Source organism: Cohnella endophytica (assembly GCF_003628305.1).
GTDB lineage: Bacteria > Bacillota > Bacilli > Paenibacillales > Paenibacillaceae > Cohnella > Cohnella endophytica.
The window spans coordinates 18,260-40,246 of record NZ_RBZM01000014.1; the positions used below are offsets into that span (position 1 = coordinate 18,260).

Annotated in this window: 23 protein-coding genes and 1 riboswitch; of the genes, 5 read left to right on the forward strand and 18 right to left on the reverse strand. The window is 54.3% G+C overall.

Annotation, left to right across the window (positions count from 1 at the left end):
* Nucleotides 1-19: 19 nt before the first annotated feature.
* The 7 genes from D7Z26_RS24990 to D7Z26_RS25020 form a co-directional block, all read right to left on the reverse strand.
* Nucleotides 20-955: a hypothetical protein gene (locus D7Z26_RS24990; RefSeq protein ID WP_120979762.1), complete on the reverse strand. Its 936-nt coding sequence runs from the start codon at nt 953-955 to the stop codon at nt 20-22.
* Entirely contained in the window at nt 949-2,355 is a 1,407-nt protein-coding gene (locus D7Z26_RS24995; RefSeq protein WP_120979763.1) for an ATPase, T2SS/T4P/T4SS family, read from the reverse strand. Before D7Z26_RS24995 ends, D7Z26_RS24990 begins: the two co-directional genes overlap by 7 nt.
* Nucleotides 2,352-3,188, reverse strand: a complete 837-nt coding sequence (locus D7Z26_RS25000) for a P-loop NTPase family protein (RefSeq protein WP_120979764.1) — start codon at nt 3,186-3,188, stop codon at nt 2,352-2,354. The genes D7Z26_RS24995 and D7Z26_RS25000 overlap by 4 nt, the downstream gene beginning before the upstream one ends.
* A complete protein-coding gene (locus D7Z26_RS25005) occupies nt 3,188-3,895 on the reverse strand; it encodes an SAF domain-containing protein (RefSeq protein WP_120979765.1) in 708 nt (235 codons plus the stop codon). Before D7Z26_RS25005 ends, D7Z26_RS25000 begins: the two co-directional genes overlap by 1 nt.
* Nucleotides 3,896-4,065: 170 nt before the next feature.
* Complete coding sequence (locus tag D7Z26_RS25010) at nt 4,066-4,692, reverse strand: MBL fold metallo-hydrolase (protein ID WP_120979766.1); 627 nt, start codon at nt 4,690-4,692, stop codon at nt 4,066-4,068.
* A gap of 13 nt (nt 4,693-4,705) precedes the next feature.
* Nucleotides 4,706-5,272 (reverse strand): thioredoxin family protein, encoded by a 567-nt coding sequence (locus D7Z26_RS25015; RefSeq protein WP_120979767.1) that lies wholly within the window; start codon nt 5,270-5,272, stop codon nt 4,706-4,708.
* Nucleotides 5,273-5,310: 38 nt separating this feature from the next.
* Nucleotides 5,311-5,922: a DedA family protein gene (locus D7Z26_RS25020; RefSeq protein ID WP_120979835.1), complete on the reverse strand. Its 612-nt coding sequence runs from the start codon at nt 5,920-5,922 to the stop codon at nt 5,311-5,313.
* Between the two features lie 167 nt (nt 5,923-6,089).
* On the opposite strand from D7Z26_RS25020, the gene D7Z26_RS25025 reads away from it, so the two are divergent.
* Nucleotides 6,090-6,542, forward strand: a complete 453-nt coding sequence (locus D7Z26_RS25025; RefSeq protein WP_120979768.1) for a cupredoxin domain-containing protein — start codon at nt 6,090-6,092, stop codon at nt 6,540-6,542.
* Between the two features lie 61 nt (nt 6,543-6,603).
* Entirely contained in the window at nt 6,604-6,918 is a 315-nt protein-coding gene (locus D7Z26_RS25030) for a dehydrogenase (RefSeq protein WP_120979769.1), read from the forward strand.
* Between the two features lie 168 nt (nt 6,919-7,086).
* Here the strand turns inward: D7Z26_RS25030 and D7Z26_RS25035 are convergent, their stop codons facing one another.
* The 7 genes from D7Z26_RS25035 to yyaC all read right to left on the reverse strand — a co-directional run bounded on the left by D7Z26_RS25035 (nt 7,087) and on the right by yyaC (nt 15,367).
* Nucleotides 7,087-9,240 (reverse strand): O-antigen ligase family protein, encoded by a 2,154-nt coding sequence (locus D7Z26_RS25035; RefSeq protein ID WP_120979770.1) that lies wholly within the window; start codon nt 9,238-9,240, stop codon nt 7,087-7,089.
* Between the two features lie 141 nt (nt 9,241-9,381).
* On the reverse strand, nt 9,382-10,089 hold the full coding sequence (locus D7Z26_RS25040; RefSeq protein WP_120979771.1) for a PilZ domain-containing protein: 708 nt from the start codon (nt 10,087-10,089) through the stop codon (nt 9,382-9,384).
* Nucleotides 10,090-10,194: 105 nt separating this feature from the next.
* A riboswitch (cyclic di-GMP riboswitch) is annotated at nt 10,195-10,282 on the reverse strand.
* An 82-nt stretch (nt 10,283-10,364) separates the two neighbouring features.
* Nucleotides 10,365-12,020, reverse strand: a complete 1,656-nt coding sequence (locus tag D7Z26_RS25045) for a histidine kinase N-terminal 7TM domain-containing diguanylate cyclase (protein ID WP_120979772.1) — start codon at nt 12,018-12,020, stop codon at nt 10,365-10,367.
* Nucleotides 12,021-12,173: 153 nt separating this feature from the next.
* Nucleotides 12,174-13,370: a class I SAM-dependent methyltransferase gene (locus tag D7Z26_RS25050; RefSeq protein ID WP_120979773.1), complete on the reverse strand. Its 1,197-nt coding sequence runs from the start codon at nt 13,368-13,370 to the stop codon at nt 12,174-12,176.
* The gene (locus D7Z26_RS25055; RefSeq protein ID WP_120979774.1) at nt 13,367-14,032 is read right to left on the reverse strand and encodes a DUF6483 family protein; all 666 of its coding nucleotides are present in this window, start codon (nt 14,030-14,032) and stop codon (nt 13,367-13,369) included. Before D7Z26_RS25055 ends, D7Z26_RS25050 begins: the two co-directional genes overlap by 4 nt.
* Nucleotides 14,025-14,831, reverse strand: a complete 807-nt coding sequence (locus D7Z26_RS25060) for an alpha/beta fold hydrolase (protein ID WP_120979775.1) — start codon at nt 14,829-14,831, stop codon at nt 14,025-14,027. The genes D7Z26_RS25055 and D7Z26_RS25060 overlap by 8 nt, the downstream gene beginning before the upstream one ends.
* Entirely contained in the window at nt 14,828-15,367 is a 540-nt protein-coding gene (gene yyaC / locus D7Z26_RS25065; protein ID WP_120979776.1) for a spore protease YyaC, read from the reverse strand. Before yyaC ends, D7Z26_RS25060 begins: the two co-directional genes overlap by 4 nt.
* A 158-nt stretch (nt 15,368-15,525) precedes the next feature.
* Between yyaC and D7Z26_RS25070 the strand changes: the two genes are divergently transcribed.
* The 3 genes from D7Z26_RS25070 (at nt 15,526) to D7Z26_RS25075 (ending at nt 17,072) form a co-directional block, all read left to right on the forward strand.
* Complete coding sequence (locus D7Z26_RS25070; RefSeq protein ID WP_120979777.1) at nt 15,526-15,747, forward strand: DUF1128 domain-containing protein; 222 nt, start codon at nt 15,526-15,528, stop codon at nt 15,745-15,747.
* A 212-nt stretch (nt 15,748-15,959) separates the two neighbouring features.
* Nucleotides 15,960-16,124, forward strand: a complete 165-nt coding sequence (locus D7Z26_RS27380; protein ID WP_158602438.1) for a hypothetical protein — start codon at nt 15,960-15,962, stop codon at nt 16,122-16,124.
* Between the two features lie 36 nt (nt 16,125-16,160).
* Nucleotides 16,161-17,072: a LysR family transcriptional regulator gene (locus tag D7Z26_RS25075; protein ID WP_120979778.1), complete on the forward strand. Its 912-nt coding sequence runs from the start codon at nt 16,161-16,163 to the stop codon at nt 17,070-17,072.
* Between the two features lie 68 nt (nt 17,073-17,140).
* Here D7Z26_RS25075 and D7Z26_RS25080 read toward each other — a convergent pair whose 3' ends face one another.
* From D7Z26_RS25080 to D7Z26_RS25095, 4 genes are read right to left on the reverse strand one after another with little or no spacing between them, the layout of a single operon-like run.
* Entirely contained in the window at nt 17,141-18,076 is a 936-nt protein-coding gene (locus tag D7Z26_RS25080) for a hypothetical protein (RefSeq protein ID WP_120979779.1), read from the reverse strand.
* A 46-nt stretch (nt 18,077-18,122) separates the two neighbouring features.
* Entirely contained in the window at nt 18,123-19,721 is a 1,599-nt protein-coding gene (locus tag D7Z26_RS25085) for a UDP-glucose--hexose-1-phosphate uridylyltransferase (protein ID WP_120979780.1), read from the reverse strand.
* 26 nt (nt 19,722-19,747) lie between these two features.
* Complete coding sequence (gene galE / locus D7Z26_RS25090; protein WP_120979781.1) at nt 19,748-20,734, reverse strand: UDP-glucose 4-epimerase GalE; 987 nt, start codon at nt 20,732-20,734, stop codon at nt 19,748-19,750.
* Between the two features lie 3 nt (nt 20,735-20,737).
* Nucleotides 20,738-21,919 carry a galactokinase gene (locus tag D7Z26_RS25095; RefSeq protein ID WP_120979836.1) on the reverse strand — a complete coding sequence of 394 codons (1,182 nt, stop codon included), beginning with the start codon at nt 21,917-21,919 and terminating at the stop codon, nt 20,738-20,740.
* Between the last annotated feature and the right edge of the window lie 68 nt (nt 21,920-21,987).

A 21,987-nucleotide genomic window follows, 5' to 3' on the forward strand; every position in this document is an offset into this window, starting at 1 on the left:
CCGCCCCCTCTTCCTTTCTCTATAATTTCCTCCGGGATAAATAGAGTCCCATCATTAACGATGCGAATAATAACACGATGGCGTTCAGCAGCATGCTTCTACCTCCCGGATCTTGTACGTAATAGGCATAACTCCCTTCCGGATTCAATCTGACGTTTACGCCTACGAACAACGCCAGGAATACGACAGGGGCGAAATTGGCCATTCGGATTTCCAGCAGACGGTGACGTTCCATTTGGCTAGCGAGCTGAGCTTTGCGCATGTCCCCGATTAGCTCCTTCAGGTTGTCCGAGACGTTGTTCCCTTCCTCCAACGCAACCTTCAGTATGTTGCCGAAATAGTCGGCCCACATGTTGCCGAAAGAGAGAGAAAATCGGCGCAAACTCCCCTCGTCGTCGCCCTTCACGGATAGATTCCGATAAAGCTGATCGAACACGGCTTGCACTTCGCCGGGCAGCCTTCGTTCCTCGATCGTCTTCTGCAAGGCGATTCGAATATGCCTGCATCCGGTAACGAGATAACTCTGATAGAACAGCTCCACCGCCGGAAGAAATTCGAGTCTTGTCGCCATCTGCCGGTTGATCAGCGACATTCGGAGCAGCGAATAAGGCAAGCACGCCAAAATGAACGTTAGCAAGAAGACGGAACGCAGAGAGTGGAAGACAAGCACCCCGCAAGCGATTCCCAGCAACCCCATCGTCAATGAAATGACCGCGAATGCATGAGGTTTCATCCTCCAACGCAAAGCAGACAGCAAATCGGAGATATGGCGAAACGCGGCGTTGAATCGAAACCAATGCGTTTCACGTTCGGGGCGCTTGGAAGACGTCTTATAAACGAATAGGCGACGTTTGCGAGATTGTTGATCCCACCAAGACGATATTCCAATTCGCAAGCTCGCATAGATCAGAATAAATAGCGCGGCTAGAATGGAGCCGATTGCCAGCTTTAACATGCCGAAACGCCCCCTTTTCCGAATTCCGCGATTAGAGCCCGATAACCTTCCCGATCCGATGCGCGAATCTTGGCCCAAGCCTTATCCGAGAACGATTCAGGGAAAGACCATTGCCCTTCTCCTTCGTCATAACGGACCAGATCGCGAACTTTCACTTCGCCCTCTCTCCATTCAAACTCCCCGACTCTGGCAAGCTTTCTTATTCCGTCGATCATCCTCATTTCGAAGCCGATATGCGTGACGTGCTCGGCAATGCGCCGAAGCATCGACACCGGGTTCATTCCCCGTCCATCCAACATGCACATATCCGTAATCGTATCCGGGACATCCTCCAGTCCATTGGCATGCACGGACGTGATACTGCCTTCATGTCCGCGGGTACAAGCCCGAACATAGATGTTCGCGTCCTCGTCCCTAATCTCCGCATGACAGATCCGTTGAGGAGATTGTCTGAGGGCCAGCTTGAAGGCTTGGCGCGGTCCATGCAAGGGATCGTCCTCGTCGGATTCGTATTCTACGACGTTCTTATCCGGGAAATCCCTGGCCAGCATTAGCTCGTATCGGCTCTCGATCGTGACGATCCGCTCTTCGTCCGGCATCGCCGAGATGAGCGCTTTGATGAGGTGGGTTTTGCCGGTATTCGTCGCGCCGATGACGACCATGTTCAATCGGCTTCGCACGATGACCAGCAGCAATTCCCGAACGCGATCGTCCATCGTCCGATACTCCGGCCGACATAACGTCTCCAAACTAAACCTCTTCACGGTATAGAGACGAATCGTCAATGTCGGCTGCGCGGTAAAACCGAAGCCCGTTAACGTGACGCGGGAGCCATCCAGTAAAAGCACCTCCGCCCATCTCTTGCGCGGATTGATCCTGTCGTTGTTAAAGAGAACGAGGTTCTGCTGTATTCGTTCCACATGGCTTAGCTCTTGGAAGCGGTAAGGAGATGCCGCAGCTTTGCCGTCTCGCACCTCGAAAATACGCGTACCTACGACTTGTACTTCCTCCAACCCTTCGCGATTTCTCAACACGAGCTCGAGGACGTTCATGCCGATAACTTCCGCGAATAAAGCTTCTGCCAAAGACCCGTAGGGAACATTGCCGAACGACAAGTGTTGAAGTCGTTTCTTGATAATCCAATCCGAGATAATCGCCAGCATCTCCGCGCGTTCCTGCGGAAATCCGATGATCGCGCGGTTAAGCTTCTCGGCGTAACGACGACGCTCTTCCTCGCTCCAGCCGCGAGGAGTCGCCAGCATATGCCGTACCTCTTCCGTATAAGCCAGAAGGCTCGAATCCGATATCCCGTTCGTCCGCTCGCCGGGAATCGTCTCCGCTTTGAGCGATAGCTTCGCAGCGTAGGCGGTCGCGGAGAAACGCGCGGCATGCATGCTCATAGGTGCCTCCGCCTGTGCACCATCAGCCTGCGCAGCCAAGGCCTATCCGTCTTCTGCAGCCTTTGCTGCCAATTCAGCCGCTTCAGAAGCGGACCGGCAATCGGGTCGAAGGCTTCCGAATTCCGTGCTTCCGCGGCCAGCCACTCGTCTAATCTGCCGCTATCCAACTGGAGGTGCACGCTTTCCAATAGCCGCAGCTCCGTATAATCGGCGCAGCCGGTTTCTTTGCGAATCTCTTTCATTCGAAATCCTCCCGTCATTCGATGGTTTCGTTGCAGAAGTACCAATTGAAACTGCCCCGGCGACATTCCGAACTGCGAACCGACCTGGCCGGTCCAACGATGGATATCCTCTTGAAAATGACTTAAGCTGTCGGTCGTCACCAGGAAACGGTCATCCGCCTCCCTCATCGCGCACACCGTCGCCGCGTTGTCCCAATAAGCGCTAACGTCCGCCACCGTCAGGTCGAACGCTTCTCGCGATGCCGCCAGCAACCGTTGCATATCCTCCGGCTCGTAATACTCCGCTTGCTCCCTCGCCATATTGCCGAACAGAACGTGCAATCCTCCCAGCTTCGGAGAACGGAAGGCATACTGCCGCAATTTGTCTCCGGACAGCGTACCTGCTCTCAGCTCCGGCCTCACGCCCTCCAAAGTAACGTCGGGCTTGTCCACTCCCAAGTACAAATGAGTCTTCGCGCTCTTCAAGTTGAGGCAGAGATACCCGACCTTGAGCCCGGTGAGCGCGGCGATCCGGTATGCGGTGCCGAACGCGGTCACCGAAGTGCCGATGTTCGGCGTAGATCCTGCAAAAGCCGCCAATTTCCCGGACATTATCGTTCATCCTCCTTGATCGATGATGCTCGGAAAGCGACGATCAGCTTCGCCGTGCCGCCCTTGCAAGCGGAGTCCAGCGATAACCATTGCTCTTCCGATAAATTCAAATTGATCGTATCGATCGTCCCGTTGGCATCCCGCCTCGAAGCGTACATCGCTTCCTTGTCGTCGCTAGCCATCGACAGCAGGTTCGGATTTTTGGGATTATCGATCTCGAGATTCGCCGCGGTCTTAACTCCCGCCACCCGAATCGGATCCTCGAACAGTCTGCGGGAGGTTGTCCCTGCATCAGACAAGTACACGACGACCTCGTCACCAGCACGAATTCCGTTCGATATCGACTTGACATATTCGCGCGGAATTTGAAACGTCGACTGCCCCTCGTGAGGCAGCAACCGGTATTTGTCCACTTTCCATCTGAGCAACGGCTCGTTGCTCCCGAGAGGTACGGAAGTTTCCATGCCGACCGCTTCGGAAAGCTCCGTCATCATCCCTGGCGATATCGCAGAACGAGGCAATGCCAGCTTCGTCAGATGCTCCGGGCGAAGCTTAGTGCCGGTCTCGACGAATTGCTTGGCGACGACGACCTCCTCCGTCTCTTGAAGGTGAATCTGTTTCAATTGGAGCAAGTACACCCCGTAGACGAGCAATCCCGATAGCAGTGCAGCCGCCAAGCTGATCGCCGTCTGTCTGCGTCTATTCATGACATCCCTTCTTTCCCCGGGAAATAAAAAAACGCAGACGCTGGAGGTTTCCCTCCGACGCCTGCGTGCTTCGCAGATCGTAATGCAACTATGACTTTAACTAGGCTCACTATAACAAATGGTAAAGCGAGTGTAAAGCATTATTTTACATTTTTCAACAATACTATCCATTATCTCACGAAGGGGTTTTCCTTGCGTTCTTCCCCAATCGTCGTTTCCGGCCCGTGCCCCGGAAGCACGAGCACTTCATCCGGCAGCACGTATAACTTCTCCCGGATCGAACGTGCGAGCTGATCCTGGTTGCCGCCGGGCAGATCCGTCCTGCCGATCGAGCGACGGAACAAAGCATCTCCGGCGAACAACAGATCTCCGACGAGAAAACTCACGCTCCCCGGAGAATGTCCCGGCGTATGCTTAACAAGAAACGTCTCCCCGACGAGTTGCAACGACTGGCCGTCGGCCAACAGGTGCTCGGGAGGGTCGGTGACGATCGCGGGCGTGACGTCGGACCACCTTAGCGAACCGTTCTTGGCGGCGTCGGTCAGCCAATCTTTCTCGGCCGAGTGAATGTATACGGGGCATCCGTACTTTCGACGAAGCGCGTCCACGCCTCCGATATGATCGAAGTGCGCATGCGTCAGCAGGATCGCTTCGACCTTCAAGCCGTCGAGCTTGCGCATGAGCGCGCCGTCCGCCGTACCCGGATCGATGACGACGGCATGCGTGCGCTCGGAATTCACGACGACGTACGCGTTCGTCTGAAGCGCGCCGAGAGCGTATTTCTGAAAGGTTAGCATCGCTTGATCGACCTCATACTCCGGACAGAATGTCGCGGATTTCCTGCAGGATAATCGTCTGGTAACCCGTATCTTCGCCGTAACGGCGCATCATTTCTTGGCGGGCAACCATGATTTTTTCTTGATAGTCCGGTGCTTCGCGGTCAGGGTTCTCGGCTTTGAAGGCGTTCATGACTTCTTGCACGTACTTAGGACGAGCTCCCCATTTGCCTAACAAATGCCCGCCGGTGTCCGTGAACAAAACGACCGGAATCGCGCGTCCGCCCATCGTCAGATGCTGGTCCATCAGGTCCAGGTTTTCTTCCATGATCAACACTTCGGTCGGAATGCCCGCTTTGCTCATCGCTTGGAAGACGACGGGCACGTTGCGAACGACGTCTCCGCACCAATCGGCGGCCAGGATCAGGCAACGAAGATCGTCCCGGTTGTTCAACGAGTCGTAAAATTCCTCAAGTTCGGCGTCGTTCCACTCGAAACGGTCGGACCAGGACTTGAAGGTGTCTTGGTTTTTGGTCATCCCCTCGAAAAATCGCTCCGGCGAGATTCCTTTATTCAGCTTGCTGGCGATTAATTGACTCATTGCGCAATCCCCTCTCCTACTCGAACGTTGCTTTTATTTTAGATGCTCTTGCCTCTCTTGCGCAAATATTGATACAGGAAGTAGACGACGAGCAAAGCGATCGCGACCAGGATGATCGGCTGAACGTATTTCGATGCCTCACCCTTGATGTCCTCCCAATTGTCGCCGAGCTTCTTGCCGAGCCAGACGAACAGAATCGACCATGGAATGGACGCGAGCACCGTCAACCAAGTGAACTTGGTCAAGCTCATGCGCGCCATGCCGGCCGGAATGGACACGACCTGCCTCATGACCGGGACGAAGCGACCCGTAAACACGATCATCGGGCCGTATTTCTCGAACCATTTTTCCGCGATATCGATATGTTTGGGCTTCAAATGCAAGTACTTTCCGAACTTGTCCAAGAACGGTCTGCCCCCGTAGCGGCCGATCGCGTAAAGCAACCATTGCTGCAATATCGCTCCGATCACCCCGCACATTACCGCCATCGGGAAAGAAACGTTGCCCTTGAATACCAAATACCCCGCGTAGCCTAGGACGATCTCGCTCGGAATGACTTCGATCGCGAGGCCGATAATGATGCCCCAGTACCCTAAGCTCTCGATCCATACAAGCGCCTGGTTTAACCATTCGTGCAACGTATCCATCATCATTCCAACCTGCTTTCTCCCCTTAATAACCGTCTCTATTCTAGCATATCGCGGCTTCCGTCTTCCAGTTTTACGGGAACTGAATTATTCGGGGAAGGCTTGTCATGAGGGGACTGGCCTCCGCATACACTGCGATAGGTGGACAAAGTTGAAGAGGAGAGAGCGGAATGAGCAAAATCGTTATTTTGAACAGGAAAAAGATCCAGTTGTACACGGTGATCGCGGCAGTCGTCATTCTCGCAGGAGCTTATATTGGGTGGCAGCAAACGAAACCTACGGTCGCAACGGCGGGCGACTCGTCTACGCAAATTTTGCAGATGGTAACGGGCGAATTCACGGCGAAGCTCGATAACGGCAAGCAAATCGAGTCGTACCAGTTCAGTCCAAGCTCCGTTTACGCCAAGAAAAACCAACCCGTGGAGCTGCGCATTTCCGGAGTGAACGGTCAGTCTCATCCATTCGTCATCGAAGGCTTGAACATTTCCGCGGTCATACACAAAGGCAAAACGACGGTCGTCAAGTTTACGCCTAAAGAAGCCGGCGTCTACACGATTCTCTGCCAGACGCACGACAACCCGCAAGACGGCGGCCCGATGGTCGGTTATCTCTTCGTCCAATAAGGCTGTGACCTGATCTTTCCTCCTTGCATAGGGTATGGAAAGAGAGGTTGGGTGAAGCCCGATGAAGATGTTCCAGGAGAAGCATACTTCTTCTCCTCTGCCTTCCCCTCGCACCATACGCAGGGCATGCGGCAAAGAGCTCTACCGCACCGTCAAAAGACTGAAACAGCACATCCCCGCCGCTCTGGTCGAACAGGCCGAAGAGCTTTACGTAAAACGGGTGATTGGGAACTTGATGTGGATCAACGAAAACCGCAGCAATCGCAAGGCTTTGGCCGATTGGTGGGACGAGGCGGTCAGCGAGGATATCGCGACTCTCTGGAACGTGGACAGAACGAGGCTCATGCAGGCGTTCAGGGACGCTTTCGGCGGTTAAATAACAGGACCGGCTGCAAAGCCAAAAAGAGACCGCGATTCGCGGCCTCTTTTCGTTATCGTTAAGGTGGCGATTCATTTCGAAATGGATGTTGGCGGGCGGAATAGCCGATGATTTCGAACGTTTCCACGCCGCCATATCCGACGGATCCGCGAAGCGACCGGCTCTCTACCGTTCCGGCAAACTCTCCAGCAGCTTCCGCGCCTCTTCCTTCCAATCGTCGTCTCCCTCTTCGATAACCTCGAGCAATATCTTCTTTCCTTCTTCTACGCGCGCAAGCAACAACAAACTCTTGGCGGCATTCAGCTTCGCCGCGACGGTCATGCCGAACTGCTTGCCGTTGGCGGGATGCGGCATCTCGGCGACCTCGCGTACAAGCATCCGATACCGCTCGAACATCGCTACCGCCGCCTCCGCCGCGGTTTCCGCTCCGGGGCGGTCCCCGTCGTCCCGGAGCCTGGCCGCCAAGTTCGCCAACGCGGCGACGGAGCCGCTCTGCCCTTCGCGGCTGAAGCGCTCCAGCCGCGCCGCCTCGCGCAAGCGATCGCGCGCTTGCGCCGCTTTCCCCAGCTCGGCATAAGCCATGCCGAGCTGCAAGTGCAATTGCGGGGCTTGCGGCTCGTACCGCAGCCCCGCCTCCAGCATGGCCGCCCTCTCCTGCAGCGGCAGGAGGGGCGCTAGCTCCAGGCGAATCCGCGTCCACGCGGGATTCGCCTCCAGCGCCGCGCGCAGCTTCTCTTCGCGCGCGGCGGGCGCGGCCGCCGCAGCGGCTGCGCGATCTTGGGCGGCGGCGTCCGAGCGCCACGCCGCCCAAGTACCTGCTGCTGCGATCGCGATCAGCAGCAGCGCCGCGGCTTGACGGCGAATCGGCAGCAAAGCCGCCGGCGCTCTCTTCAGCTCATCTCCGGATTGCGCTTCCGCTGCTTGCCGCGGTAATTGATGCAACATCAGCCATGCCAATAATAGCAGCCATACGAATGCATAGGACCAATCGAAATCTATCGCGGCGTGCGCGATCAATACGGCCGCCGGGACGATTGCCTGCTTTCGATACCTCCACAAGCCTCGCATATAAACGATCAACATGAAAAGCATCAACGCTGCGCCGACCAAACCCGTATCGAGCAAAATTTCAAAATAACCGCTATGAACCTCGTTGCCGACGTAAGGCTGGCTTTGGTACAAGCCGAGCAACGCGCGCCAGCTCTTCCCGCCGTAACCGAACAATGGCGAATCGCGGAACATCGTCCATGCATCTTTATAGAACAGTCCTCGGGAAGCGACCGTGCCGTAATGTCCGGCGATTCTGGCGCCCGCGTTATCGAACGCGGCCCAGCCTGCGAGAATCGTTCCCGTTACCGCCGCGAGCCAAGGAATCTCTCTTCGTCCTTGAGCCCTCGGACTGCTAATGAGAAACAGAACGATCGCGCCCACGATCATGATCCCCAGCCCGAGCCAACATTCCCAGTCCCCCCAAGTCGCCTTCCCCGCGCTCTCTTCGCCGACCGATCGCATCCAATGCCAAGAAACTTTCGCGACGATTGCCGCGCCGATCGCCGTAATCCCTCCCGAAAGCAATAGCGCGTGCCGTTCCGAACGACTGCCCGCCAGCGCATAGGCCAGCGCGCAGCCCGCGGCGAACACGATAATCGCCCCTCTCGATTCCGTCAGCAACAGCGCGCCGCCGTAAGGGATCGCAGTCATCGCCGCAATCCAACGAATCATCCGCGGCTTCGATTTTCCCGCTCCTTGCAACTGCATAATCAAAAATGCGGCCAATACGGCCCCGTAGGCGTTCGGGTATTGCAGGAATCCGGCTAACCTCGCGCCCGTCGCGGACAATTCCACATCGTCGAACCGCAGCACGATATCCGTAAACGAAATCCAACCGAACCAGCCCAGCCACCCTCCGATCACAAGCGTCGCTCCTGTTGCCTGTATGGCAAGCCAGCCCCATACCCGGCGCTTCTCGTTCCCCCAAAGCTCGGACAAGAGTAATGTCCAACAACCGTAACTAAGCCAACGCAAAACCGCGTCTTGCGTCCCTTTGACGGAAGCAGGTCCCAACGCCAATTCCACGCCGTACAAGACGCACATGCCTAGCGGAAGCCATGCATACATCCAGATGCTTCGAGATCGGTTCCCGCGTAGCGTCCGATAGATTAACCACGCAATAACCGTGCTATATAACAGCATCTCCAGCTTATAGTAATCCTCGTCGAAAAACATGCCATAACGAAAAGCCGTCCCGCCTAGGACGGCGAATACTCCTATTGCTATTAGCGCCGAGAAAACAGATTTGAAACCTGCCGATTTGTTCACGGGAATAACTCCTCTAACCGGAGACTACGAAAAAAGACAGACCCCGATGGCCTGTCCGTCGAACGATACTCTATCGCGGGGCTGCCGACGGGACTCATTGTATCATGAAATCCCGGCCGGCAGCGGACAGATCGTACATAATCAACCGTTAAACGTCCGTCTTTTCCCCAAATCCCTCCGCGCCTGGGCATGCTTCTCGACTTGCTGGCGCAGGATTAGCGCACGTAAAGGGCGTAACATTTCCGGCTCCAGAACTTGCATGATAGCTCCGCAATGCATACGGTCCTCCTGGCGTTCGCGACGCACGATCTCAAGCTCGCAGTTAAAGCCGAAGCCGATTTCCACTTTCGCTTTCAGCCGCGAGTTCGTCGCGAAATGAGGGGCATCCAAGCCCGAAAAGCTGATTCCCGATATGCTGATGTCATGTATCGTTAGCTCCGACATCGATTCCGGCGCAAGCTCCTCGCCCGTAGCTTTTAAGATTTGAACGATTTGCGCGTTCCCGCTTATTTCTACCCTCGGATGCTCGCGTCTTTCCTTGAACCGCTTCTGGACGTCCGGCGGCTGCAGCAACGCGATCGCACCTTCGTATTTCGCGAAAACGATCGATGGCATCATCTGAATGCCCGCGGGGGAATAGACCGTCAGCTTAACCGTTTCTCCGAGTTCGAATTGCTCGAATTCGGGAAGCTCGACTTCGAAGAGCTCTCCTTCGACATGGGTCATGACTCCCGTTGTAACGAAGTTCTTGCCTTCGACGACGGTTCGGCAGTGAAGCAGCACATTTAACGGAAGCAGTTCTTTGTCCGAATCGACTCTAGCGCTTTTGTTGTCTCCCATTTGCGTCATTCCCGCCAAACCACCTCTCAAAGTTCTAACCCGTATTACAATAAAAAAAAGGCAACTCCCTTAAGGAAGCAGCCTGTTTCGCCTTATTCAATCCGCAGAGGGACCTTCGGCAGCCAGGCTGTCATCGTTCGAATGAACATTAGACCCTGTGGCTTTGCGTCCTTGCTTTTCAGCAAGTTTGCCTTTATCGAAATCGAAAGATCTACGGATAAATTATACCATATTGAATCGTGCCCGGTAATCTCTTTTCTATCAAATCGGGAGGCAACGATAGATTATCTTGCCATGACGACGCGATTGCGGCCGCCGTTCTTCGCTTGATACAAAGCCGAATCCGCGCTCGCGAACACTTCACGTAAATATTCCTTCGGATCGTCGAAGCGCAGATCTTCGCTGGACTCCGAGAGTACGCCCATGCTGATCGTCACCCTAACCTTCTCCGAGCCTGAATCCACTAAATTTTCGCCGACGGCGAGCATGATTCTTTCGGCCAATAGCTCCGCTTGCTCGCGATTTGTATGAGGCAAGTAAATCGTGAACTCTTCGCCGCCGTAACGAGCCAAAATATCCGTCCTTCTCAGCATCGTCCGAACGATATCCGCGGTGCTCCTAATGACCTCATCCCCGACGAGATGCCCATGCTTATCGTTAATTTGCTTGAAGTGATCGATATCGAAAAGGAAAATAGCGAATGGAATTTGATATCTCATGTTGAGCAGAACTTCGTGCTCCAATTGCTGCATTAAGTATCTCCGGTTAAAGCAACCGGTTAATGCGTCCGTAATGGCCATCGTTTCAAGCTTCTGATTGACCCGGAACAATTCCTCTTGGATCGTAATCAGTTCCAGGTTACGCTCGTGCAGCGCTTCGTTCTTGCGGTTCATTTCGACGACGAGCTTCCTGAGCTCCGTCACGTCGTGGAACGTAATAACTCGGCCTAGCAGCGTTTTGCGATCGTCGAGCACGGGAGAAATCTGAATGGACACATGGCGTCCGGCGCTTTCCTGAAAAGACGTCTCTAGCTGCAGTTTCTCGTAAGGATGGTGGTTGTATCGATAGAGGAATTCGTATACTTCTCCTTGCGCCTGCAACGGCGCGAGGAACTTTTCCATCTCGAACGATTCCCCTTTGGCCGATTGCGTGAAGGGAGACGCGCCCTTATTCACTTCAAGTACTTTGCCGTTCTCGTCCAGGACGATGATGCCTGTCGTCATATGCTCGAAAATATCCCTTTGGGCCATGCTCAAGATATCGAACATGCCGAAACGGTAAATGGCGATGACGAAGCAAACGTCGGACAGCAAAATTCCCAGTGCCAGCAAACCCGGTATAACGGGCAACCAATTCACGAGCACGACGTTCAGAAGCACGTCCAAAAGTCCGAAGCCCGTCAATACGAACATTCCGATTAAGGCGGTCGCCAGTTGCTTCCGTTGATTGATTGAAATGACGGTCTTAAGAGCATGGAACATATTCATCAGAGCCGTGAAGAAATAAGCGAACTGGATAAGTACGAGCAACCAGAACAAAGGGCCATATACGCGAGTTAAATAGCTCCCCCCGACCGGAGACATGAATAAATGATCGGGATTCACCATAGCGACGGCAACGCACACTCCCGCCGGAACGAGATAGGCGATGATCCTGCTTAATTTCAAGTGAGCGGCTCTACCCGTGAGGAAAAAGACGAAGATTAACCAGCCCGGACCGAGCATGCCCATCGCGGCGAACGACATGTTGATGAATACGAGCTGCACGTCGGGAAAATCCGTCATCTTGATGGCGAACTGTCCAAGAGGCCATAACATCATAATAAAATGAAAACCCAAATATACTTTGTGGGTTTGGGTTATACGATTAAAAGCGATTACAGAGATAAATAGAAAAAACAGCAATACGAAAAGAATAAAATCGGTCCATTGGGATCCCAATCAATTCACCTTTTCATAAAAGGGCATAATAAAAAAAAGGGCTAGGCATGTTTGATTTTACCATATCGTTGCTTTTTCCGACAACCTTCTACTTTTGCAGAGTTGTCATTATTTATCAATCTTTAGTTAAATTTAAGGACTTTATTACTCATTTTATTGCGACTTAAGACGCAAATGATCAAATCCTTTTTCCATATAAGGGTTAATTCCCACAAAGTCCCTCAATTGTTCGTAATCACTCAACAAATCCTCTTCGTTCGCATTTCCGCCTTTGACGGCTCTGATCAATATATTTTTGGGCGTATGCTCCAAATCGATGAACTCCAGCAGTTGCGTCCGATATCCCGCCAATTCCAATAAATTGGCTCGAACCGCGTCGGTAACGAGAGCCGAGAATCTTTCCTTGAGGATTCCGTGCTTCAGCAAAGGCTTAAGCACCGGCTGAGAAATCTGTCGGAATAGCTCGTGTTGGCAGCAAGGTACGGACAGAATAACGCTGGCCCCCCATCCGATGGCCTTAAGCAATGCCGCGTCGGTCGCGGTATCGCAAGCATGAAGCGTTACGACCATATCTACGGATGTTTGCCCTTCATAATCGTTAATGTCGCCGATGGAGAAGTTAAGCGCGTCCCATTCGAGTTGCTTCGCAAGCTTAGAGCATGCTTCGATGACGTCCGCCTTAAGATCAAGTCCGATAATCCGAACCGGAAGCCGTTCTTTGATCGCCAGCAGATGATACAAAGCGAAGGTTAAATATGATTTTCCGCAACCGAAATCCACGATCGTTAACGGTTTGCCGCGCGGCAGATCCGGGATGACGTCCGATACCATCTCGAGGAACCGGTTGATCTGGCGGAACTTATCGTACTTCGCCTTCACCACTTTGCCTTCCGGCGTCATGACGCCCAACGCTTGAAGGAAGGGCACGGGTTCTCCGTCCGGAAGCACGTAGGATTTATTCCGATTATGGGTCTGGGGCTCGGCTGCCCGTTTCGCCACGGCTTTGCGCCCGACTATGGAGAGAGCGCCTTTCTTGTTCGCGAGCACCTGAACGTCGGCTTCCGCCATTTTGAACAATGCTTGTTTATAGTTTTCCATCGACGCTTGCAGTTGCTCCTTCAAGCGATCCGCGGCAACGTTCTCGTGATAAGCCTTATTGTTCAAATATCGCTCGAATTGATAGAATAGTCCGGCTTTCAATCTAATCGGACGAACCGTCAGCTTGCGGGATATGTCGTCCCCCTTGCCTCGTGGGGAGCTGAAAGTCGCTTGGATAAGCCGATCTTCCCGAACGGCTTCTTCTAGCAGAGCTTGCCATTCCTCTTGCTGATGTAGCGCTTTCCCGTTCATGCGAGTTCATTCTCCTTCATCAAAGCGCTCCATTGCTTGCGCCCTTCTTCCATTTCTTCCCGCGAAAGGCCGCCCTCCTCGAGAGCGGTATCGTCTAACTCGGACAGACGCGCGTAGAATGCGTCCCCTTCTTCCGCGCCAACGGCCTCGTCTTCTCCGAGCTCGTAGAGCACGTTCTCCGCGTCGGCGAATCGGCCTTCCGACTCGTGCCAAGGCCAGATCGCTTTCTTCGTTAAGGCATCCATCTCGTATGCCGACAACGCCGTCAGCAGTTCGTCTATGCTGCCGCGCGTATTCCAACCTTCCACTTCCATTCCGTTTCGCAAGGCGTACAGGTGCAACCTCAAAGCCTTCTCGTATCTCGGGACGCTGTCTTCCTCCCGTCCCAGATCGGCGAACAAATCGGCTTCCCGTTGCAAGAACGCCGCCACGATGGCCACGGATTCAGCGTTCGGACTGCCGGTTACCGATAGCATCGACAGCAAATCCTCGTCGGACAGACCGATCGCGAGTCGCGAACGAAGCCTCAGTTCCCTTCCAAGGAATTCGTCAAGAACGTCCAACGCTTCCTGCTGCTTCCGTTGCTCCTTTAATCCCATAGCCTTGCCGAGCACAAGTCCCGCTTGCGCTAATAATCGAATTAAATAATCGCGCTCAAACACCCGCCGTCCCCCAATTCCGCTCCAGAAAATGTCCGATCGCCGTAGCGAACGGTTCCGGAGCTTCCATCATTCCCATATGTCCGACGCCCGGAAGCGTTACGGCCGTTACGTTGTCCCCTTCGACCGGGAATCTCTTCTCCGGCGGAATGACTTCGTCGAACTCCCCCGCCAAGAGCAAAATCGGAAGCTCCGTCGAATGCAGCATGCGAAGACGGTCCGGTCTTTCCCTCATCCCAAGCGCGCAACCGACCGCCCCTTCGGCCGACGTCTCGTAACCGATCTCGATCGCTTTGCGCAATTGGCCGGTCGGGTTATCGCGATGCTCGGGAGCGAACAGCTTCGGCACGAGACCCTCGACGAACTTGGCGACGCCCTGAGTTTTAATCGTTTCGACGGCTTTGAGACGGTTCTCTTGCGCGGCTTCCGTGTCCGGGTAAGAAGTCGAATGAGCAAGTCCGAGCGATAGAAGCCTCTCCGGATGCTTCTCGGCGAACGCAAGCGCTACGTAGCCGCCCAAGGAATGACCGATGAGGTGCGCTTTCGGCACGTCGAGCGCATCCATCAGCCCTGCGATATCGTCGGCCAGAAGCTCCATCGAGTAAGTGCCTTCGCCCGCCGAAGATTGTCCATGTCCGCGTAGATCCGGCGCGATAACCCGACCGTATGCCGACAAATAAGGAAGCGCGTCTTCCCAATACCGGCTCCCCCCGCAAAATCCGTGAAGTACGACGATCGTTTGACCGCTGCCCGCCTCCCGGTATGCGACCGTCATGCCGTTGGCTAGCTGTATTTTGTTCATATGGATCCATCCTTTCGATTGTTGTTGCGCCACTGCAGACTAATCGCATCCGCGATTTGTCCGGCCATACCCATTACCCGATATAACGAGGTCGATTGCAAAGTCCAATAGGGCTTCAAGCTCACGGCATTAACGACAGCCGCTATACTGTATGATCCGACGGGTTCGAACCCCTTATTGACCGATCTGGCAGGAATAAGCGGCCCCTCTCTGACCATGTATGCCCCGACGTTATCAGGCTTGCCCAGGCACGCGTCCACGGCGATTATCGTTCGCGCGCGGTTCAGCGTCGGCAATAGCCCAGGAAGCTTGTCCGCGTCGCACGGTTCCCTTAACGTACCGATGACGTTCGCGAAACCTCTTTCTTCCAGCATCGTGCCTACCCACGGTCCGAGGCAGTCTCCCGTCGAGCGATCCGTGCCGATACATAGAAACGCGATATCCTCTAAGGCATTCGCTTCCGCGATCCGGCTCATGAACGTCTGCAAACCGGCCTCATCCACGCACTCGGCGACATGCCTATTCCGGTCGATCATCGTGTACTCCCCCGTAAGCCTCTTCGTTTCTTTCAGGTTACCATTACCGAGGGCGGAATTCCACTTACGCGGGGGGATCCGAAGCTTTTTCGGCGATTGGCCCTCCTCCTATGTTACAATGGAAACAGCCCTAATTACGCACGAGAGGAAGTCGAATAATGGACTTGAACCAACCTACGCAGCAAAACGTTGAATATATGATCGAGGCGATCAAAACGAAGCTAAGAATGGCAACCGGCGCGGCGATGCAAGCATCAAGCTTTACGGCAGAAAAGTATGAAGACTTAAAAGACATCTACGATATGGTCAGTTCCAAGGACCGCTTCAGCATCAGCGAGGTTGAAGCGTTAGTATCGGAGCTTGGCAAGCTGCGCGCATAATGCTATCGCAAGCAACGGCAACTCGCAGGTTGCCCGTTCGGTCCCCTCGGACCGGCGGGCGGCCTTTTTTTTTCGGCCGTTACCCGATCTTCCTAGTTATGGAGGCGTTTCCATCGATAAAACCGATCGCACCGATGAAAAAGGCTCGCTAACTCGTTCTCTCTTCCCGCTGTTATGATGATTTTCAAAGATAGCGCGGGAGGCGAAGAAAGATGTTGATTCACGAATACGCAACCTATAAAATATGGGAAAGCGATTTGCGGATAAGCGAGATTAGGTTGGCCAAAATGACAGGCGCAAGGAAAAGAAGCCGCGTAATCAAGCCCTTCTCGGCGCTGATCGTCCTGCTCGCGCACGTGATCGGAATTAGGAGCTAGCATTGGCGACAGATGAGCTAAGGGGGGCTGTGCAGCGTGGATATCATCTACATGAGATCGTTCTTGGAGGTCGCGCGCTGCCAAAGCTTCACCAAAGCGGCGGAAAATCTCGGATACGTGCAATCCAGCGTGACGGCGCAAATTCAAAAGCTGGAAAACGAATACGGAGTCGTCCTCTTCGAGAGATACGGCAGGTCGATGAGACTTACTTCGGCAGGCGAACAACTAAAAAATACTTTCGAACAAATTCTCGGCTTATACGACGATTCGATCAAGCTCGTGTCGCGCCAAGCCAAAGGTTTCCTGGAAATCGGATCGATCGAATCCCTTATGTCGTTTTTCCTGCCTCCCGTATTCCGCCGATTCTCCGAATGCTTCCCCGAGATGAACCTGCAGGCCCACACGTATTCCGACTCGAATATTTTGCAGGCGGTCCGGTCAGGCTCTATGGATATCGGCATCATCCTGGACCTTCCGGTCGAGGACGACGACATCGAAGTTATCACGGTACGGAAGGAACCGCTTGTCCTTGTCGCCATGCCGGGCCATCCCTTATGTTCCGCGCAGCCGATCGGTTTAGAGGAACTGGACGGCCAGTTCCTGATCGCTACGGAGCAAGATTGCAACTATCGCGCCGCGCTAGAGAGGCTGCTCGGAAGACACGGGGTCAGCTACCATATTCATCATGAATTCGGCAGCATGGAAGCGATCAAACAATTCGTGGGCTACGGTCTTGGAATCGCGCTGCTTCCCCGGATTACGGTAACGAGAGAACTGAAGGAAGGGCAACTCGTCGAGTTGCCTTTCGCTCATCCCGACATTACTTTCTTTACGCAAATTATTTATCATAAGAAAAAATGGCTTAGCCCCGCCATCCGCCACCTGATCGAACTGCTCATGGAAACGGGCGAACCGCGATTGAACGACGCCTCCCCTAGAATCTCGTAATGAACGAAAAATAACCCGCCCCGCGTCTTATACGCGGAGCGGGTTATCGTTATGGGTTGCGTTTCCGCTTATTTCTTGACGTGATCCGCGAGACGAACCAACGCTTCCTCATGCGCGATATTCCTAACGTCCAGGCCTTGAACGACTTTCCATTTCTCGACGTGCTCAACCGTTTCTCCCGGAGAAACCTCTCGAAGCTCCCCCAAAGTTTCCAGTTCAAGCATCAAGCTGTTCGTGTACAGCTCGAAGGAAACGCCGAAATCGGGATAGCTTCCGCCCGATACGGGCTCGTAAGTCTTAATGAATGTATCTCCATGATTGCTGTAAGCCGCCCATCCCGCTTCGTTATCGCTTCCGAACTTGTAAGGAGTCGGACCTTCGCCTTGATCGACGAATATAGCGTCTTCGGAGAAGGATACTCGGGAGTCGTTCAGCCGGGTATACGGCCAGAGGATGAACCTTCTATTCGGCATTAGTCCGTTGGCGGAGCCGTTCATCGGCACGACCGCGCGGCCGCCGGCGCCCATGACGGACAACGCCCATGGCGCGAAGGAAATCGGCCAAGCCCCGTTATTGGTTATACGGTGAACGACCTTGATCCCCGCGGCATCCGCAGGAGCTAACTGAATCTCGATCTGTTTCGTAATCTGATTCCAAGTTTCTTCAACCGCGCTCAAGACGATCGTCGATTGCCCAATTTGCTTCCATTCGACCGGGGAGTTATCCGGATAAGTCGTGCGCGGAATGTGCTCGGGGCTCGTCCACAACCGATGGCCGCCGTAAATGTTCCACCTGCCGCCTCCGACGGGAGCAAAGGCGTCCCCCTCCTGCCCGATCCGGCTGTCCGTATCCTCGAAAAACAAATTCGTTCCGCCCGGGGAAGAAAGCCTAATGATTCGCGGTCCGAAATCGAGCGTAACCAGTAATTCCGCTTCGCCGTTGCTTAGGTATAAACAATTACCCCACCGGTCGTTCTGAACTTCCTTAATCGTAATCGTCGCCATTGCGTCGCCGAGCCCCTCTCCGAACTCTTATTAGGTAAGTTGTAACCTATGCCAGCCCTGCCGTTGCCAAGAACCTGAGGAATGCCGCGCGTCCGTTCTCGTTCCCCTTGTACACTCCGGCGTCCTGCAATACGGCGTAGAATTTGTCGCCCACGTCCGCCTGCAATAACAAACTCACGGCCTCGTCGGACCCGTCCGTCCCGTACAGGTCGACAAGGTTCCAGATCCAGTCCGCATGCTTGTTTAACGGATGTTCGGGCTTCTCGAGGGCCTCTTCGTCATACGAGGCTCGTCCGGATAGAATATCCGCGATAAGGCCAAGCTCAGCTTGCAACCGTCCTGGCAACACCGCCAAGCCCATCACTTCAATGAGCCCGATATTTTCCTTCTTTATGTGATGAAGCTCTTGATGCGGATGGAAAATTCCGTCCGGATGTTCCGCGCTCGTACGATTGTTGCGGAGCACCAAGTCCAACTCGTATTCTCCGTTATCCTTGAATCTTGCGATCGGCGTAATCGTGTTATGCTCGGTCCTTGCTCCGGCATTCTCGCTGAAGGCGATAATGTCGGCGGAGGGGTCGCTGTAACCGCGCCATTGGGAGAGAACTTCCGTAGCGACGCTCAGAATCGCTTTTCGATTGGAGGAACGAAGTCTCAGAACGGACATCGGCCATTTGACGATTCCGAGCTTCACATCCGGTTCCAAAGCGCATGTCCGCCATTCCAGAACGTTCGCCTGCTCCATCGGGAACGTATGGCGTCCGCCTTGGAAGTGATCGTGGTCGAGAATCGAACCGCCTACGATCGGAAGATCGGCGTTCGAACCGATGAAATAATGCGGGAAATGCTCCACGAAATCCAACAATCGGCTAAACGTCGCGGACGAGATTTGCATCGGAATATGCTCGCCGCGGAAAATAATGCTGTGCTCATTGTAATACACATAAGGCGAGTATTGAAAGTACCAAGACTCCTCCCGCAGCTTCAAAGGCAGCACGCGCAAGTTCTGCCGCGCGGGATGATCAAGACGACCCGCATAGCCGACGTTTTCCTTGCATAACAAGCATTTCGGATAGTTCGGCCGCTTCGATGCCATCGTCTTGAGCAACGCGATTTCTTTCGGATCTTTCTCCGGCTTGGACAGGTTAACCGTAATCTCCAGTTCGCCGTCCTCTGTACGGTGCTTCCAATAACCGTTCTTCCGAATTCTGTCCATGCGAATATAATTGGAATCGATGTTCAGCTTATAGAACCAATCGGTCGCCGCCGCCACTCCATGTTGCTCGGTCAGACGCCGGAATTCGCGCGCCGTCTCGGACGGTCTCGGGATCAGCAAGCCCATAATGCGGGCATCGAACAGATCGCGGTACGTAAGCGTATCATCCGGCACCAAGTTGAAGGCAACCGCGGCGTCGAGCAACGGCGCAAGCAATGGCACCGGGCTTTCCGGGAGATCGCCGGGCGCGATGAGCGCATTGTCCGCGGGTTCTTTCGTCTGGAACAAGTCCAATAAGGCATTGCGTGACGCTTCGATATCCAATGTATCGATAAGTCCGTTATGGTAAGCGAACGCTACCAGCCGTTCTATGGCTAGAGCCAACGATGATTCGGACGGAACGGCCGAGTTCGGCTCAGATGTGTTCATGTTGCGTTACCTCCTCAAACCGACTATTACTTCCCGTATCCGTTCGGATGTTGCTGATGCCAACGCCATGCGCTGCCGATGATGTCCTCGAGCTTCTCTCGACGCGGAGCCCATCCCAGTTCGTTGCGGGCGCGTGCGGAAGAGGCGATCAACACCGCCGGATCTCCCGCGCGGCGCGGTTCGATCTTCGCGGGAATGGAGTGGCCCGTCACTTGGCGGGAAACGTCCACTACCTGCTTCACGGAGTAACCATTGCCGCTTCCGAGATTGTAGATCGCGCTTTCTCCGCCTTCGCGCAACCGCTCAAGCGCGAGAATGTGCGCGTCCGCCAAGTCGCTGACGTGAATATAATCGCGTATGCAAGTGCCGTCTTCCGTCGGATAGTCGTCGCCGAAGACGGAGATGAATTCCCTTTGTCCGAGCGCTACTTGAAGGACCAAAGGTACGATATGCGTTTCCGGGCTGTGATCTTCGCCGATTCGGCCGGAATCATGCGCGCCTGCCGCATTGAAGTATCTGAGCGAGATGAACTTGATGCCGTGGGCGGTGTCGAACCAACGGATCATTTTCTCCATCGCAAGCTTCGTTTCCCCATACGCGTTCGTTGGAACGGTGCGGTCGTACTCGTCGATCGGAACCCGTTCCGGCTCTCCGTAAGTCGCCGCAGTCGAGGAGAATACGATGCGGGAAACGCCCGCCTTCTGCATCTGCTCCAGCAAGCATAACGTTCCGTAAACATTGTTGTGATAGTATTTCCCCGGATCCTTCATGCTCTCGCCCACTAGCGAATTCGCTGCGAAATGAATGACGCCATCGATATCGTTCTCTTGAAAGACGCGCGCGAGGAAATCCGGGTCGCGCAGATCGCCTTCGTACAACTTGCCTCCGAGAATCGCTTCCCGGTGTCCTTGGTACATATTATCGACGATGACGACTTGCTCTCCCTTTTCCAACAAAGCCGCTACCGCATGGGAACCGATATACCCCGCGCCACCCGTTACTAGAACCGCCATCGTTTACGCCTCCTCTTTCAATTCGCGAACGCCGTCGCCGATATCGCATACATAGAACGCCGGTTTAAGTCCGGTTGCCGCTTCGTATTTCTCGCCCACTTCGGAAATAAATCGTTCGACGGAATCTTGATGAACCAACGACACCGTACAACCCCCGAAGCCTGCGCCCGTCATGCGCGAGCCGAGAACTCCCGGCACGGAACGCGCGGCGTCTACCATCGTATCCAACTCGATTCCCGTCACCTCGTACAAATCGCGCAAGGAATCATGAGAAGCGTTCATCAATCGGCCGAACGCGGCCAGATCATTCGCCTTCAGTACTTCCATCGAGCGCGCTACGCGGTCGATTTCCTCCACGACGTGACGCGCGCGACGGCGAACCGTTTCGTCTTGAATCAGATGCTCGTTCGCTTCGTACTCCGCGAGCGTCAATTGTCCGAGCAGAGTAAGCTCGGGAAACGCTTGCTTTAATTGCTGAACGGCTTGCTCGCATTGCGAGCGGCGTTCGTTGTATTTGGAATCCACGAGCCCGCGGCGCTTGTTCGTATTGCCGATAACGAGCTTGTAATCTCCCGATTCGAATGGAACGAGCTCATACTTGAGCGTGTCGCAGTCCAACAGAATGGCATGATTCGCGCGGCCGTTCGCTACCGCGAACTGATCCATGATGCCGCATTTGACGCCGATGAATTCGTTCTCCGCATGCTGCGACCATACCGCGATCTGAACCGTATCCGTAGACTTGCCTTCCAGCGTCAGCAAGGCATATGCCGTTACGACCTCGATCGAAGCCGAAGAGGATAAGCCCGCGCCGTTCGGGATTTCGCCATGATATAAGAAATTATAGCTTTTGCTTAAGTCGATTCCTCGTTGCTTCAATTCCCATACGACGCCCTTAGGATAATTCGCCCAATCGTCCTCTTCCGAGAAAACGACGTCTTCTAACGACGATTCCTTGCCTTCCGGGAAATTCGTGGACGCGAAGCCAAGCTTGCGATCTTTCCTTGGAGCGATGAGCAGCGTAGTTCCGAACGTAAGCGCGGCCGGGAAAACGGAGCCGCCGTTATAATCCGTATGCTCGCCGATCAGATTGACCCGGCCAGGAGCGTGAAATACCGAAATCTCGGTTTCGTTGCCCCCGAACTGCTGAACGAACTTCATCTTCAACTCTGTTAGCTGTGCCATCTTGAGCATCCTCTCTCCTTGGAACCGTTGTTTGTATTCAGTATAACGAAATACGGCCATCTTGAGAA

Bases quoted from the DNA above. Each gene is read 5' to 3' on its own strand.
- D7Z26_RS24990 (WP_120979762.1), bottom strand. From the start codon at position 955: ATGTTAAAGCTGGCAATCGGCTCCATTCTAGCCGCGCTATTTATTCTG.
- D7Z26_RS24995 (WP_120979763.1), bottom strand. From the start codon at position 2,355: ATGAGCATGCATGCCGCGCGTTTCTCCGCGACCGCCTACGCTGCGAAG.
- D7Z26_RS25000 (WP_120979764.1), bottom strand. From the start codon at position 3,188: ATGTCCGGGAAATTGGCGGCTTTTGCAGGATCTACGCCGAACATCGGC.
- D7Z26_RS25005 (WP_120979765.1), bottom strand. From the start codon at position 3,895: ATGAATAGACGCAGACAGACGGCGATCAGCTTGGCGGCTGCACTGCTA.
- D7Z26_RS25010 (WP_120979766.1), bottom strand. From the start codon at position 4,692: ATGCTAACCTTTCAGAAATACGCTCTCGGCGCGCTTCAGACGAACGCG.
- D7Z26_RS25015 (WP_120979767.1), bottom strand. From the start codon at position 5,272: ATGAGTCAATTAATCGCCAGCAAGCTGAATAAAGGAATCTCGCCGGAG.
- D7Z26_RS25020 (WP_120979835.1), bottom strand. From the start codon at position 5,922: ATGATGGATACGTTGCACGAATGGTTAAACCAGGCGCTTGTATGGATC.
- D7Z26_RS25025 (WP_120979768.1), top strand. From the start codon at position 6,090: ATGAGCAAAATCGTTATTTTGAACAGGAAAAAGATCCAGTTGTACACG.
- D7Z26_RS25030 (WP_120979769.1), top strand. From the start codon at position 6,604: ATGAAGATGTTCCAGGAGAAGCATACTTCTTCTCCTCTGCCTTCCCCT.
- D7Z26_RS25040 (WP_120979771.1), bottom strand. From the start codon at position 10,089: ATGACGCAAATGGGAGACAACAAAAGCGCTAGAGTCGATTCGGACAAA.
- D7Z26_RS25050 (WP_120979773.1), bottom strand. From the start codon at position 13,370: ATGAACGGGAAAGCGCTACATCAGCAAGAGGAATGGCAAGCTCTGCTA.
- D7Z26_RS25060 (WP_120979775.1), bottom strand. From the start codon at position 14,831: ATGAACAAAATACAGCTAGCCAACGGCATGACGGTCGCATACCGGGAG.
- yyaC (WP_120979776.1), bottom strand. From the start codon at position 15,367: ATGATCGACCGGAATAGGCATGTCGCCGAGTGCGTGGATGAGGCCGGT.
- D7Z26_RS25070 (WP_120979777.1), top strand. From the start codon at position 15,526: ATGGACTTGAACCAACCTACGCAGCAAAACGTTGAATATATGATCGAG.
- D7Z26_RS27380 (WP_158602438.1), top strand. From the start codon at position 15,960: ATGTTGATTCACGAATACGCAACCTATAAAATATGGGAAAGCGATTTG.
- D7Z26_RS25080 (WP_120979779.1), bottom strand. From the start codon at position 18,076: ATGGCGACGATTACGATTAAGGAAGTTCAGAACGACCGGTGGGGTAAT.
- D7Z26_RS25085 (WP_120979780.1), bottom strand. From the start codon at position 19,721: ATGAACACATCTGAGCCGAACTCGGCCGTTCCGTCCGAATCATCGTTG.
- galE (WP_120979781.1), bottom strand. From the start codon at position 20,734: ATGGCGGTTCTAGTAACGGGTGGCGCGGGGTATATCGGTTCCCATGCG.
- D7Z26_RS25095 (WP_120979836.1), bottom strand. From the start codon at position 21,919: ATGGCACAGCTAACAGAGTTGAAGATGAAGTTCGTTCAGCAGTTCGGG.